Genomic DNA, 14,863 nt, shown 5'->3' with positions numbered 1-14,863 from the left:
TACTGCGATTTGCTGTCGAATGCTCTCCAATATCCGCATCGTTCTCGTCCAGACCTATCATCCCGGCAACATCGGCTCCGCCGCCCGCGCCATGAAGACCATGGGCCTGACGGACCTGGTGCTGGTCAATCCCCGTGCCTTTCCGGATGAGGAAGCCAGCCGCTTGGCGGCGGGCGCGCTGGATGTGATCGAGGGAGCAAGAGTGGTCGAGCGGCTGGAAGATGCCATTGGCGACTGCGTGCGGGTGGTCGGCGCCAGCGCGCGACTGCGTAGCCTGCCACTGCCCCACTACGACGAGCCGGACGATTTGGCCAAGGACCTGGTGGAAGATGCTCGCAACAGTCCCGTGGCGATGGTGTTCGGCCGCGAGCGCTACGGCCTGACCAACGATGAGATTCGCTTGTGCTCGCATCAGGTCAGCATTCCTGCCAATCCTGACTACGGCATCTTGAACCTGTCCCAGGCGGTACAGGTGCTGTCCTACGAGGTCAGGCGGGCATGGCGCAAGCACGCAGGTGAGTCTAACGCTGGTGCCAGCTCTATCGCGACACCGCCGACACGTGAGCAGGTGGGGCATTTCCAGAGCCACTTGAGCCGCGTCATGCAACGCAGTGGCTTTATCACCCAGCCCCACGCGAAAACCGAAGAGCAGCTGCAGGCCCTGTTCGCCCGTGCTACCCCCTCGCGCAAGGAGCTTTCGTTGCTGCGAGGCTGGTTATCCTCATTGGAAAGCCACCTTCCTTCCGACGACAACCGCTAGCGACATTTGGCCAACTAGAGCGGCCCTTGGTTGGCTAGAGCGGCTCTTCCCTGGGTAGAGCGGCTATTGATCGACTAGAACGACAACATCGTTCACATAAACGCGGGTCGCGACACTATCGCGACATTATCGCGACACTAATCGCGACCCGCTCGGGCTGACGCTTAGCCGTCAATGACCCCACAGGCGACGCGGGCTCCGCCACCACCAAGGTGAGGTTCGTCGCTGTAGTTGTCGCCACCGGCATGAATCATGATCGCGCGGCCGCTCAGGTCAGACTCCTTCACCCTTGGGGCGAGGGTCGTCAGCTCGGCTTCGCCCTGCTGTCCTACGGACAGCGCGGGCAGATCCCCCAGGTGTCCATCGCCATAGGGGCCCTGATGGGTGCCGGTTTCCTCAGGGTCATAGTGCCCACCGGCAGCGGCAGCAGCCACCACTTCCCCGTCCTTCTCTTCCGGGGAGCAATCCGGGTTGACGTGTACGTGCAGGCCGTGGATTCCGGTGTCCAGCCCTTCCAGGGCAGGCGTAATCAGCAGGCCATGATCGCTATCCTCGAAGGTGATGGTACCGACGCTATCACCCACGCCGTCAGTACTGACACGGTGCATCTCCACCTCGGTCGCGGCATGTGCTGCACCCGCCACCAGCAGGCTAGCGCCTAACCACCATGTTGCCTTGATCATCTAGAGGCTCCTTTCCATGTGAAGTGTCTTTCCATCGGGTACGACGTTCCTTCTGGAACACCTGCCGTCAGGAACGTCTTTCTCTCCCTGTAGAGAGTTCAGCGCCGAGTCTTGCCGACCGTTGGCTGTGTTCAACGACTCGATCTCGCGACTCCCTGCCCCTTAGCCTGGACCAAAGTGACGGATCAGCACAACCCGTAAGCGATATCGTCAAACACCCTTTACAGCCACCCTTTCCCCCCCTTGAAACGACAATGCCCGTGCTGCGGGAGCACGGGCACTGTTTTGGTCTATCGCGTGTGCGCTGTCGTTCGGGGCTACGTTAGCCGCTTAGGTTAGCCCTTACGTTAGCCGCTTACGCTGGCAAGGACGTCTGCGTAGGGCCTCAACGGGCACCCAGGACTAAAGCGTCATCGCCGCGAGCCAGCCAAAGGCCACCAGCGGAATGTTGTAGTGCACGAAGGTCGGCACGACGCTATCCCAGATGTGATCGTGCTGGCGGTCCACATTGAGCCCCGAGGTCGGACCCAAGGTGGAATCCGAGGCAGGTGAACCCGCATCACCCAACGCCGCCGCGGTACCCACCAGGGCCACCGTCGCCAGATCGGAGAAACCGAACTGCACCGCCAGCGGAACAAAGATGGCGGCAATGATGGGGATGGTGGAAAACGAGGAGCCAATGCCCAGGGTAATGAACAGACCGACCAGCAACATCAGCAGCGCCGCCAGGCCGCGGTTATCACCGATGACCTCGACACTGGCACTGACCAGGCTCTCGATATCGCCGGTGGCCGTCATCACCGCCGCAAAACCCGAGGCGGAGATCATGATGAAGCCAATCAGCGCCATCATGCGCATGCCGCTGGTGAACAGGTCGTCCGCCTCGCGCCAGCGGAAGATGCCGCCCATGGACAGCAGCGAGAAACCGACCAGCCCCCCCAGAATCATGGAACCGGTGTAAAGCTGAATACCCAGCGCCGCGACGATGGCCACCACCGACATGATCAGCCCCAGCGCGCGGGGCTCCTCGGTGTCGCCCGCTTCATGGCCGTGGGCATGGTGGGTTAGCTCGGCCTCAGAGTAGTCGCGAGGCTTGCGATAGGACAGAAACACCGCCACCAGCAATCCCAGGAACATGCCGGCCACGGGCACGCCCATCGCCATGGGCACCATGGCACGGCCGATCTCGAGCCCAAGGCTCTCCCCGGCCTGATTGATGTTGGCCAGCAGAATATCGTTGAGGAAGATCGCGCCAAATCCCACCGGCAGCAGCATATAGGGCGCCGTCAGGCCAAAGGTCAGGGCACAGGCCACGGCGCGACGGTCCATACGCAGCTGGTTCATGACCTTGAGCAGCGGCGGAATCAGGATCGGGATAAAGGCGATGTGCACGGGAATCAGGTTCTGGGACGATACCGCGACCAACAGGACGCTGCCCAACAACAGATACTTGACCGTGGCCTGGCGAGATGCACTGGATTCCTGCCCCAGCAAGGTGATCAGGCGTCGGGCCAGCAGGTCAGGCAGGCCCGAGCGAGAAATCGCCACCGCGAAGGCCCCCAGCGTGGCATAGGCCAGCGCCACCTTGGCACCTCCCCCTACGCCGTCATTGAAAGCCGCCAGGGTATCCTCGATGGACAGACCACCGACCAGGCCACCCACCAGGGCGCCGACCACCAGCGCCAGCACCACCGAGACCCGCGCCAGCGACAGGCCCACCATCACCAGAACGGCAATAATTACAGCGTTCATAGGAACATCCGAGTTGGGGTTACGAGGGTTGAGGGAGGGGAAAACCTCGGCGCAAAGCCAGGAATAGCGCAGGTTTCCCGCAAAAGTCGGCGCGAAGGATACCAGAAAAGCGCTGGCTGCGGGATGTCACCAAAGCATCACGCGGCGTTGACGGATTTGTCATATTGGCAGGACATACTACACTCGTGTTCAGGCAACATCGGGCAACGGATACTGCCCCATGAGCGTCACGGATGCGACGATGCAGGACGCATCGAGGGAGTTCAGGCACCGGGATAGTGCCTCAGGGAGGAAAGAAAGCAAAAAGATTGCTGCGCCACGTCCATCGGTCGTGGCGCTTTTCTTTTTTGTGGCGCTTTTCTGGAGAACGTCAGCTCTAGAGGACGTCAGCGGCTAAGGCGACTGTGCTAGGCCGCCGCAGTAAAGTCGCCGCAGCAAACTCACGTCCAGCGCCCTCAGGTATCGGTGAACCCGCGCAGAAAGGCAGCGAGGTTACGGCTCAGCGCCGGGGTCGGATAACCGCCCTCCTGCACCAGCACCGTGGGCAGGCCCAGCTCGCCCACCTGGCGGCCAATCGTCACAAAGTCCTGAGTATCGAGGCTCAGCCCCGCCAGAGGATCATCCTTGTGGGCATCCAGCCCCAGCGCCAGCACCAGTGCATCCGGGCTAAAGCTCGCCATGGCATCGAGCAGTTCGTCCAGAGCGGCCTGGAAGGCATCGATGCCACTGCCCACCGGCAGCGGGACATTCAGATTGGCCCCTAGCCCAGGGCCGATGCCGGTCTCTTCTGCGCTACCCCAGTAGTAGGGATAGAAGTCCGCAGGGTCAGCGTGCAGTGAACCGGTCCAGACGTCGCCGCGGTCGTAGAAGATGTCCTGGGTGCCGTTACCGTGATGAAGATCGATATCCAGGATGGCCACCTGGGACACATGCTCACGCAGCACGGTGGCCGCGAGAGCGGCATTGTTGAGATAACAGAAGCCCCCGGCGCGATCTGGCCCCGCGTGATGCCCCGGCGGACGACACAGTGCATACGCCGTGCCTGCGCCCGACACGATGCTTTCAGCGGCGGCCTGAGCCGTCGCGGCGCTGGCCAGAATGCCCTGAAAGCTTGTGGCGGTCAGCGGGCAGGCCATGTCGTGCAGATGCCAGCCTGCCTGACCCACCGGGTGCCGCGGATAATGCTTGCCGCCACCGCAGGGATGCACGTTGGGCGCCACGAAGTCGGTGGCCTCGGGCAGCGTTTGCCAACGGGAATGAATCGTCTCGAGAAAATCCAGGTAACGCTCGGTATGGATCTCCTTGAGCCGCTCCCTCAACTTGGGACTGTCGACTTCTGCGGGTGCGGTCAGCGCCAGGCCGACCTCGGCGAGACCTTCGCTCAGCAACTCTGACCGACGCGGCCCTTCGGGCGAATCGCTCAATACGCCTCGCTTCAAGAACTGAGGGGGTGCGTGACGTTCCTGGTCAGGATGGTAAAACAGTTTCATCTACATCGGTCTCCGGTGATGACGCGACCTCGCTCCCCGTGTCTTGCGTACCCTGGGGCACCACTTCGGCACCATCTCCACGAAACGGTACCTGAGCGAGTCTATCCCTGGCCACAGCAGCTCGGGCCACAGCAGCTCGGGCCACAGCAGCTCGGGCCACAGCAGCTCGGGCCACAGCAGTTCAGGCCAAAGCACTTCAGGCCAAGGCAAGCCAAGCCTGCTCCTGAGCGAGTCTACCCCATGATAGTGCCGGAAAACCCGACCTTGATACCACTCCCGGGACCATCATCACCGCCAAGCTGGCCGCAGCAGGCCAGCTCGGCGTGGCCTGACCTGGCGTTTTTGCCACCGCCAGCAGGCCACCCGTTTGATTGACGTCGGTCAACCTTTGACATCCATCCCAAGGCGCTTGCCAGCCGTCGGTGCGACGGCTCACCACGGCGCCTTGCTCGCAGCAGAGCCTAGCAACGGCCTTTCTTGGCTTGCCCCGGCGGACAGAAGTCGCCGTCGTGATGGCCGCCATGCCCGCGGTGGTCATCGTCAAGGATGATCAGCGGCTCAGACGAGATTCGCGCCGGTTCGTAGCTACAGCCCGCAACGGTCATGATCAGCAGAAGCGGCATCAGCCATTTCGCAGCAGAAGTTACCATCGGCATACTCTTGATCCCCTATTGACACTGATACTCTTACCTCTGGTTATCGATTCACTGTGACAATCCATAGAGGCGATATCGTCGTAGGGTATCGAAAAGTTCGTACAACCACCTCTGTCGCCGGGTAAGCACACCATATGTCGCCAGATGGAGACGTCGCAACGTTGATCACTCCCGCATTCACCAGATATCGCTCCCGGAATCGGGCAGGCCCTGAACCTCCGCCATATCGTCAGAGGGCGGTGGTGCCTGGCGTTGCTGCTCAGCCTCCTGCTGTTTTGATTCTTGCTGCAGAACCCACGGGCGAAGATCCCCCTGTGGCGACACGTCTGCCTGCGGCGCCTCCTCTGACCACATGGTGACGTCCGCAACGGGCTGCTGGTCGGGTTGCTGGTCGGGCCTTTGTCCAGTCACTAGGGCTGTCGGGACCACGCCATCGCCGTCATACATCGGCTTGATGCCTTCGATCACGTACATGTTGTCGTTGTAGTCAAAGTTCCCGCCATTGAAGTCCTGGATGACCAGGTAGGTATCCGGGATGTCGTTGCCTTCCTCGTCCAGGGCCTGGAACAGACGAATAAAGTAGCCTCGCTCCAGATCAGGGCCATTGGCTGGGGGCGTGCCCTGGCCTGTGGGGTTGAGAGACGGGTCTGACGACAGCCTCGCGATCTCGAAGCCAAACAGCGCATCCCCGGTCCAGTCTTCCGGTATGTCAGAGCGCTGCAAGGTGACCTCCGGAAACTCACCACGCCCAAAGGTGCGTGGCAGCAGCGACTGGTTCTGGTCCGGGCCGTGGGGCAGAAGACTGAGATCCTGGGAGGTATCCTGGAAAGCATGTACCCCTAACGCTGCCCCACCGGGATTCTGCATGGACGCGAGCTGGGTGATGCTCACGCTGTCGACGCCGTCGGCAAAGGTCCAGTAACGCGACAGCACCTCCTCGTCAGTGACAGGACGATAGTAGCCAAAGTCGTACAGGGGCGAGCCAGGCCCACCGCCACCACCGGCGAGGGGCAGCCCGCCGATGCGGTTGCCAAGCCCGGCAACGCTCCAGATCTCATCCACGGTGGGTTCCCAACCGCCCTCGTCCTGGGCCTGCCAGAAGCCCGCCAGCTCAAGGGACGTCACCGGCGAGTCGGCGTCGTTGGTCAACAGCGTTAGCCGGCCAAAGAAACGTCCATCATCGTCATTGCGCTCGGGCGCCTGGTAACTGTCACGATCGAACATGACCGTGATGTCGATGGACTCGCCTGCTGCCAGCACGCGCCCTTGCAGCGCGTCGGCATCGGCCAGCCTAAAGGGTCCATCGAGCATCGCATTCAGAATCTGCAGGGGTTCGCTGCCTTCATTGGTAATGCGCGCCAGGCCAGTTTCCCTGAAATCCCGATCAGGGGCCGCAAAGTCATTGATATCCAGATAGTTGAACAGCAGTCGGTCGTGGAAGAACTGGCTCTCGGCGTTCACCAGGCTAACGTCGGCCCCCTCTGCCACAGCGACCGGCGCTACCTCCACCGCCTCGACACGGGAGCTGCTGTCATCATCCGATATCAGGTGCCAGCGATACTCCGTACCGGCCTCAAGCTCGACGTACCAGAACACCCCGCCAGAGCCATCGTCGGTCTGCAGCTCGGGCGGCAATGGCTCCCCATTGAGGGTGACGTCGATCTCGTCCCCCGGTTCGCCCACCGTCATGTCCAGTCGGTATAGGCCTGACTCGCTGACCGTGAAAAACGCATCGGCGGTGCGCGGACTGGAGACCAGGCCAGACACGCCGTCATCCAGCGCGATACGCATCCCATCGGTGGCGTCTGCCGGGTGGCTGATAGCCTCCCGGATGGCTTCCCGTGACAGATCCGGCACCCATAGCAGGTCGACGTCGACCGCACTCCCCCCCGTTGAGGCCAACGCCAGCGCATGGCTTCCCGCCTCCAGGAATACCTCCACGTTCACGTACACCCAGTCATCGGCAGTCTCGCTGTCCGCCGCAAGCTGCAGCGGCGCCAGCTCGACGCCATCGAGCGAGAACGGCAGCTGACGCGGCTCGCCATCCGCGGGAAGGTAGTAGCGAAACCCCAGCTCGTAGTGTCCGTCCTGTTCGACCCGAATCGCCCAGGTAATACGTTGCTCCTGGGCGTCAGACAGCGCGACATAGGCCTCGCCAGAAGCATCACGACCACTGTCATCGGACGTTGGCACCACACCCTGAAGCATCGTTTCTTCCGCCTCATAGCTCGTATGCCCAAACACATCGCCCTGCCACACCTCGAGCTGGTCAATGTTCGGGCCCGCCCTGCCCAGGGATTGCAGGCGAACCTCGACCTCCCCCGACGGCAGGTCGATCTGTACATCCTGGGTCATCCACAGGTTCCACCTTTCATCCAGGCTGGGAAGGCTCGGGGCAGCCGGAAAGCTCACCAGCCCATGGCTTTCGCCGTTGATGAATATCTCCAGTGGGCGTTCCTTGCCGCCGCCGTTGGCATAGCGGATGCGCAGCACGTTGTAGCCTGCTTCCTCCGGCGCCAGGGTGAAGCCAAAGGTGATCCAATCCTGGGCGCTGACGCCAAAGTCGGCATAGCCGCCACCGACACCGTCGCGATCATCGAGATTGCCATCGTTGCCGTAGCTGCCCGGTCGCAGGCCTGGCGTGCCCTCTGCTATGCCCTGAAAGATCGCGACATCGCCGGTCATTGACAGCGTGGCGCTGGTACCGTCGTTCGGGGTATCGTCCTCGGCCTGGATGGTAGCCAGCTTCACAGGCTGCTCCGGCGGCTCAGGCGGTTCTGGCAATACCGGATCCAGACGGACCAGCTGGCTTTCGCCGGTACGCCGATTCAAGGTCAATAGATACAGCTGCCCGGTGGCCGGGTTTTCGATGATATCCAGGGGGCTGTTGTAACGGATGACGCCGCCGTCACTGTCACGCAGCACATCGTCGCTGATGACCTTGCCGTTATCGTCCAGGCGTATCCAGCGGATATCATTGCCGCCGGAAAACTCGGTGAACAGCAGGCTGCCTTTCAGGGCATCGCCAAAGATGTCGCTGGTGAACTCGGTGGCCCCATTGGGTGAGCGGTTGGGTCCCAGAGCGTAGGTATCTTCCACCCGATAGTTGGGATCCGGCTGGGTGCCGGGCGCGTAGGTCGACACCTCGTTGGCGTCTTCAAAGCGGGTCGGGTTGCCACCATCCAGTATGTACTCATCCCGCAACGGATTGCCGTGGCCGTAATAGCCCCCCTGATCGACAGTAAACAGAAAATCGTCCTGGAGCCCCACGCTGATCAGCGATTCATCCTGTGGCGTCGCCGGGTCGTCCGGCACCACGCCTCCTGCGGCGCCCCCGTTGGTAGGCACGTACAGCCGGCCATCCGAGTGCCACACCAGGTCATAGGCGTTACGGATACCGGTGGCAAAGATCTTGGCCACCGCGTCTTCTGCGAAAGGATCGTAGAACGTCGACAGGACGTTACCATCGACGTCCTGGACGCTGGCGACGCCGCGCTCGTCGAAGACCAGATACCGCCCGTCTCCCATGGAAATGGGATCATCCTTCAGGTTGTTATCGTCGTCGCGAAAGCGGGTCTGATCCTCGGGCAGGGGCTCGGTCGTGACGTCGAATCCGCCCTCGGGAGGCGTTCTGCTCGGATCAATTTCCAACACCGTGGCAGATAGCAGGCGCTCGGGCCGGTTGGCCCAGGCGCTGTCAACGCCCCCTACACCCGTGTTGGAACCTTGGGTCAGGTACAACAGATACTCGGGGCCGGCGTCGGGGGAATCCGGGTCAAACTCTGGGTTCTTGCGAAACTCGATGCTGTTGCTGACATGGTCCGCCGCAGAGCGCGGCAGGCCGGTCAGATACACCTCAACCTGCCCGCTGAAGCTGCCATCCTCGTCCAGGGTGATCTTCAACAGCCGACCACTGAAGTCTGGCACCCTGCGCACTTGTCCCAACAGCGGCACCGGATAGTTATCGGTCACCCACAGCACTTGGGGGTCGGAGGGGTCTTCTGCCACGCCGATGATGGCCCGGCGCACATTGTCCGTCACCGAATCAGGCTGCGCGAATGGATCCCATCCCAGGTCCAGCACTTCACCTGGCCCCAGGGAGCCATCTTCCGGGTCTAATCCGTAGCGTCGGATCTGACCGCCCATGCTGACCACATACAGGGTGTCGCCTGCCCCGTTGAGCGTCAGTGAGGTAAAGGCAACAGCATCATCTGCAGCACCGTCGAGCTCGACGGTGCCCTCGAAGGCAACGTCGACGTCCGCGTCTCTCTCGGTCACCGGTCCAGTGACAAAGGTGTTGGTGTATTTGAGGAAGTCACGGGTTGGCGCATCGATATCGCTGTTGTCACCGCGATCCTGAAAACCATCGATGACCAGGGTATAGCTGGTATAGGGCTTGAGCGGGTCAACCGGGGACAGGGTCAGGGAATCGAAACCACCGGTGGTGTTGATATCGAAGTTCACCTCGACACCGGTGACCGTTTCGAACAGGCGCACGGAGCCATCCGCCAGGCTTTCCAGCAGCACACCTCCCCTGCCTTCCACCACCTGAACGCCCACGAAGATGTCCGAGGCCGGATCCACCCCGGTAGGCAAACCGCCATCATCCCGATCAAGTGCCACCTCCACTGCCTGGCTGCCGACGCCCGCCACGGCTCTGGCACCGACAAACCGGGCATAGTCATCGACGGCATCACGATCATCACCTGGGGTGGGGTCCGGCAACGACTGAATCTCGACATATTGCAGCTTGACGTTGCGGGCATCCGCGCCCAGTGCGTCCAGGGTCAAGCGTCCGTCGGTGACCTCGACCACCCTGGTCACCAGCGTCGTGCGAAAGCCATCGGTATCGTCGGTAACGTTGGCATCCAGCGGGAAGTCGCCGGGCCGCGCAGGCACAAACCCATCGATGAGCGAAGCGCCCTCTGCGTTGACCTGATAGAAGGCATCAAAACGGCCGGAGACATCCCCCACCGCCAGGGTAACCTCATAGAAGCCCGGCGCCAGCTCGATCTCCCATCCCGCATTGACGGCGACACCACCATCACGCGTCATCTGGGCGTAGCTGGCCTGGCGAGGGTCCAACCCGTCAAAGTCCCCCGAGCGGTCAACCAGCAAGGACGCATCCACATCGACCAGCGACATGGGAGTGGTGCCGTTGTCGATGCCATCGGCGATGCTGGCGCCGCTGACCCAGCCGTACTGGTGGGACACCCCCCCGACCTCGATCGCCTGTTCGCCAAACGCCTTGCCGCTGTCTACGGCAGAACCGTCCACTGCCGCAGAGGCTTCAGGTTGAAAGTTGATGCGCCATACGCTCCGCTCGCTGATCACCGTTGGGGCCGCCACCGCCGAGGACGGCGGCAAGGCCTGCCCCAGGTGGTCGACATCGTTAACCGCGTTTTCGCGACTTACCTCGTTGACATCCTTTACATCGCTGACACCGTCGACATCATTCCTGCCGCTTACATCGTTTATACGGATTTCATCGCTCACACCCCACCCTCCCCATCCATAAATTTCGCAATGGGCACAATAAAGCGCAATTTATACAGAAAAATAAATAGCAATATTCTTACATTGATTGAGAAAAATGCCATTTGGAAACTACTTTTTTTACACCAACAGGCAATCAAAAAAACAATGCGCCAAAAAGCACAAAAACATGCCAGGAAACACCTGTGCCACAGAAAAATTTATCCTTATGAAACAACTATATGAGAAAAATAGTTCGCGAAATTGATACTTTCTAATTTTCAGAAGTGAGAAAAATCGAAGAGCAAAAACAGAATAATTTATCACCTTTGATCGAGATATTTGTGCTTAAAAAGTCATATATGAAAGAAAACTTGAACCAGGCTTACGACAAAGAATCGCTAGATTCCTACTCAAATATGTCTACATAATACTGGCGGGTAGACAACGACGTCAGAACTGCCTTTTCTGGAACACAGTACATTGCTGTGTGCGTCATTGTGCGAAAGCTTTGTTGTCATGCTGCAGGGGCTCTACTGTCGCTCTGCCAGAGCTCCGTTGTCGTTCGACTAAAGCTCTGCCGAGCGAACGGACTGAATCAACCTGCCGAACCAGAACGAACCAGAACGACGAGTCAGACCGACGAACCAGGCCCTACCATCGAGAGCCACCAGGCTTTTCGCAGGTGCCCCATTCACGCTGCCAAGAGCTCATCGCCATGCGCTTCCCCCCGTCCCAGGCCAATGCTCTATCCCGCGAGGCATCTGCCGTTAGCGCAGCGCTGCGCGGCTGTCGCAGGGGGCTCGTGGATGTGGCCATCTTCAGCATCGCCATCAATTTGCTGATGCTGGTCCCCTCTTTTTACATGATGCAGGTCTATGACCGGGTGCTCGCCAGTCGCAGCGTCGATACCTTGATCATGCTGACGCTTGTCGTGATCTTTCTGTTCGGGATCATGGCCGGCCTGGACTGGGTGCGCTCACGCCTGCTGGTGAGGCTGGGCAATCGTTTCGATGAACAGCTCCAGCAGCGGCTTCATCAATCGCTTTATCGGCAGGCACTTACCAATCCCAGAGCTGCCTCCATCCAGGGCCTGGATGACCTTGCCACGCTACGTCAGTTCTTTTCGAGCCCAGCGGTCCCGGCGTTCCTCGACACCCCCTGGATACCCGTCTATCTAGGTATCCTGACGCTGTTTCATCCGTACTACGGGCTGTTCGCCCTGTGTGCCGGAGCGCTGCTACTGGCCCTGGCGGTGCTGAACGAGGCCAGGACCCGGGAAGTGCTCAAGCAGGCCGGGGCCAGACAGGTGTCCAATCGAGATACCACCGCGGCCAACCTGCGCAACAGCGAGGTGCTGCATGCCCTTGGCATGGTCGAAAGCATCCAGCATCGCTGGCAGGCGATACATCGGGAAGGCCTCACCCTGCAGTCCCTGGCCAGCGACCGCGCAGGCACCCTGACCCATCTGTCGAAAGCGCTGAGGCTGCTGTCCCAGTCCTTGATCCTAGGGCTCGGCGCCTGGCTGGTCTTGGTCGCAGAGTTGACCCCAGGGATGATGATCGCCGGCTCGATTCTGCTCGGCCGCGCGCTGGCGCCACTGGATCAGCTGATCAACGGCTGGAAGTCCTTCATCGCAGCGCGCAATGCATCAGAGCGCCTGAATCTGTTGCTTGGCGCGGCAACGGCAGGTGAGGCCATGGCGTTGCCCTGTCCCCGAGGCTCGCTGACCCTGGATAACGTCAGCGCCGGTCCACCGGGATCCCAGAACATCAGCTTGAAGGTCATCAGCCTCACGCTCTCGCCCGGGGAACAGCTAGCCGTGGTGGGTCCCAGCGGTTCAGGCAAATCGACCCTGGCGCGGGTCGTGCTGGGCATCTGGCCCAGCCTGGATGGCTGCGTGCGTCTCGACGGCGCCGACATTCTCGGCTGGCTGCGTCACGCCCTGGGGCCTCACCTGGGCTATCTGCCCCAGGACGTCGAGCTGCTGGCGGGGACCATTGCCGATAACATCGCGCGGTTTGCCGCCGTCGACGCCGAGGCCGTGGTCAAGGCCGCGATCCTGGCCGGCGTGCACGAGCTCATTCTGTCCCTCGATGACGGCTACGACACCCTCATCGGCCCACAGGGCCTAGGCCTTTCTGCCGGTCAGCGTCAGCGTATCGGACTGGCGCGGGCGCTTTACGGCCATCCCTGCCTGGTCGTGCTGGATGAACCTGACGCCAGTCTCGACGACGCTGGCGAACGCGCCTTGGCGCAGGCACTCGATGGGCTGCGCCGCCAGGGGACGACCACTCTGGTGATCACCCACCGTCAGTGCCTGCTGGATCGGGTAGACCGTATCCTGACGCTTCGCGACGGTCAGGCGGCCGCGCTGCACGCCCGCCGCAGCGCCGACGGTGGCCCGGTCGGGGCCAAGACCTTGCCCGGCAAGGTGATCAAACGGGTAACACCACACCGATCGGCATCGGCAGGAGGCCCGTCATGACCTTGCCTTCGCCTGGCTCATCCACCGAGGCGTCCGCTAAGACCCCGGCCTCTTTAGACGCCGGCGGCTCTCCCGTGGTCCCATCGCCAGCCCTTTCACCAGCCCTATCGCCAGCCCTATCGCAAGACGGGCCGCCGACAGCGCTGTATGTCTATCGCCGCATGGGCTTTGCGCTGCTGATGATCGCCCTGGGTGGCTTTGTGCTGTGGGCAACCACGGCTCAGCTGGCGGTGGCCGTGGTCGCGCCCGGAGCGGTATCGGTAGAAAGCTTCACCAAGCGTGTTCAGCATCTGGAGGGGGGCATCGTCGCCGACATTCTCGTGAGGGATGGGGATCAGGTGCAGCATGGTGATCTGTTGCTCCGCCTCGATGACACCCTGGCACGGGCAGAACGCCGCATTGCCGACAGTGATTACCTGATCGCGCGTGCCAGTGAGATTCGCCTGCTGGCGGAGCAGACAAATGCCGCCATGCTGACCTTTCCCGATGAATTGACGGCCGCCCGGCTACAGCGCGTGCGTGAGGTGCTGGCGGTGCAGCAACACCTCTTTGAGGTACGTCGCCAGGCCCTTGCGGACACCCTGGCTGCCCTGGATCAACAGGTGATCCAACTGGAGGAGCAGATCCAGGGGCTCGCGCGTACCCGGGGGATTACCGACCTGCGCATCGACTCTCTGGAGCGGGACATCGCCAGCCATCGCCGCCTGTTTGACGACGGCCTGATCAGCAGTCAGCGGCTGCGCGAGCTGGAGCGCGAAAGCCTTGAGTACCAGAGCGACAACGCCAGGCATGCAGCGGACATTGCCAGGCTGCAGGCTCAGATCAGCGAGCTGGTACTGAACAAGCAGGTGCGGGGACAGGAATTTCAGCAACAGGTGGGCGAGGACCTGCGGCGGGTTCAGGCCGAGGTGGCCGACGCCGAAGAGCGTCTGGTCGCGCTCAATCATCGGCTGACGCGCACGCACATTGTGGCGCCGGTGTCCGGCACGGTGGTCGGACTCGACGTGCACACGATCGGCGCGGTGGTTCGCGGTGGCGATATCTTGCTGGAGCTGGTTCCGTCCAACGACCGCTTCGTGGTCGAAGCACGGGTCCCCAGCCAGGACGTGGATCATCTGCATGTCGGTCAGCACGCCGATATCCGCTTCAGTGCCTTCAATCAGCGTTTGACCAAGGTGGTCGCGGGCACCATCGGCCATGTCAGCGCCAACAGCTTTGACGATGAAACGAGTCGGCAGCGCTACTACAAGGTCGTCGTACAGGTGACAGACCCGATCACTAGCGTATTGCCTGAGGGCATGACACTCGTCGCGGGCATGCCCGCAGAGGTCATGATTCGTACCGGTGAGCGCAGCTTTGCCAGCTACATGCTGAAGCCGCTTAATGACATGCTGGCCAGGGCCATGCGCGAGGAATGAAGCCTGCGCAAGGAATGACACCTGCGCAAGGAATGAAGCCTGCGCAAGCAATAGCACCGCCACCCAACCACCATGAGAAAGGCAAAAAAAACTGCGCGGATCAAGGTTCAGGGGGACGATCCGCGCAGGGCCAGCTCCCTG

The 14,863-nt window shown here is 61.5% G+C and carries 8 protein-coding genes; 3 read left to right on the top strand and 5 right to left on the bottom strand.

The window, feature by feature from the left end; all coding sequences use genetic code 11:
• Positions 1 to 19: 19 nt before the first annotated feature.
• A complete protein-coding gene (locus KUV45_RS11390; protein ID WP_222163242.1) occupies positions 20 to 760 on the top strand; it encodes an RNA methyltransferase in 741 nt (246 codons plus the stop codon).
• 164 nt (positions 761 to 924) lie between these two features.
• Here the strand turns inward: KUV45_RS11390 and sodC are convergent, their stop codons facing one another.
• From sodC to KUV45_RS11365, 5 genes are all read right to left on the bottom strand, one after another.
• On the bottom strand, positions 925 to 1,443 hold the full coding sequence (sodC, locus tag KUV45_RS11385; RefSeq protein ID WP_222163109.1) for a superoxide dismutase family protein: 519 nt from the start codon (positions 1,441 to 1,443) through the stop codon (positions 925 to 927).
• Positions 1,444 to 1,845: 402 nt separating this feature from the next.
• A complete protein-coding gene (locus KUV45_RS11380) occupies positions 1,846 to 3,195 on the bottom strand; it encodes a Na+/H+ antiporter family protein (protein WP_206937906.1) in 1,350 nt (449 codons plus the stop codon).
• A 455-nt stretch (positions 3,196 to 3,650) separates the two neighbouring features.
• On the bottom strand, positions 3,651 to 4,685 hold the full coding sequence (locus KUV45_RS11375; RefSeq protein WP_222163108.1) for a histone deacetylase family protein: 1,035 nt from the start codon (positions 4,683 to 4,685) through the stop codon (positions 3,651 to 3,653).
• Between the two features lie 461 nt (positions 4,686 to 5,146).
• On the bottom strand, positions 5,147 to 5,335 hold the full coding sequence (locus KUV45_RS11370) for a hypothetical protein (protein WP_222163107.1): 189 nt from the start codon (positions 5,333 to 5,335) through the stop codon (positions 5,147 to 5,149).
• Positions 5,336 to 5,518: 183 nt separating this feature from the next.
• A complete protein-coding gene (locus KUV45_RS11365) occupies positions 5,519 to 10,837 on the bottom strand; it encodes a hypothetical protein (protein ID WP_222163106.1) in 5,319 nt (1,772 codons plus the stop codon).
• A gap of 697 nt (positions 10,838 to 11,534) precedes the next feature.
• On the opposite strand from KUV45_RS11365, the gene KUV45_RS11360 reads away from it, so the two are divergent.
• Positions 11,535 to 13,304: a type I secretion system permease/ATPase gene (locus tag KUV45_RS11360; protein WP_222163105.1), complete on the top strand. Its 1,770-nt coding sequence runs from the start codon at positions 11,535 to 11,537 to the stop codon at positions 13,302 to 13,304.
• Positions 13,301 to 14,722 carry an HlyD family type I secretion periplasmic adaptor subunit gene (locus tag KUV45_RS11355; protein ID WP_224852027.1) on the top strand — a complete coding sequence of 474 codons (1,422 nt, stop codon included), beginning with the start codon at positions 13,301 to 13,303 and terminating at the stop codon, positions 14,720 to 14,722. Before KUV45_RS11360 ends, KUV45_RS11355 begins: the two co-directional genes overlap by 4 nt.
• The last annotated feature ends 141 nt before the right edge of the window (positions 14,723 to 14,863 follow it).

This window comes from Halomonas sp. DP3Y7-2 (assembly GCF_019800795.1).
In the GTDB taxonomy this organism is placed as follows: domain Bacteria; phylum Pseudomonadota; class Gammaproteobacteria; order Pseudomonadales; family Halomonadaceae; genus Halomonas; species Halomonas litopenaei_A.
Note: the sequence above shows the minus strand (reverse complement) of the source record. Positions and strands in the feature narration are given on the sequence as shown.

Bases quoted from the DNA above. Each gene is read 5' to 3' on its own strand.
- KUV45_RS11390 (WP_222163242.1), top strand. From the start codon at position 20: ATGCTCTCCAATATCCGCATCGTTCTCGTCCAGACCTATCATCCCGGC.
- sodC (WP_222163109.1), bottom strand. From the start codon at position 1,443: ATGATCAAGGCAACATGGTGGTTAGGCGCTAGCCTGCTGGTGGCGGGT.
- KUV45_RS11380 (WP_206937906.1), bottom strand. From the start codon at position 3,195: ATGAACGCTGTAATTATTGCCGTTCTGGTGATGGTGGGCCTGTCGCTG.
- KUV45_RS11375 (WP_222163108.1), bottom strand. From the start codon at position 4,685: ATGAAACTGTTTTACCATCCTGACCAGGAACGTCACGCACCCCCTCAG.
- KUV45_RS11370 (WP_222163107.1), bottom strand. From the start codon at position 5,335: ATGGTAACTTCTGCTGCGAAATGGCTGATGCCGCTTCTGCTGATCATG.
- KUV45_RS11360 (WP_222163105.1), top strand. From the start codon at position 11,535: ATGCGCTTCCCCCCGTCCCAGGCCAATGCTCTATCCCGCGAGGCATCT.
- KUV45_RS11355 (WP_224852027.1), top strand. From the start codon at position 13,301: ATGACCTTGCCTTCGCCTGGCTCATCCACCGAGGCGTCCGCTAAGACC.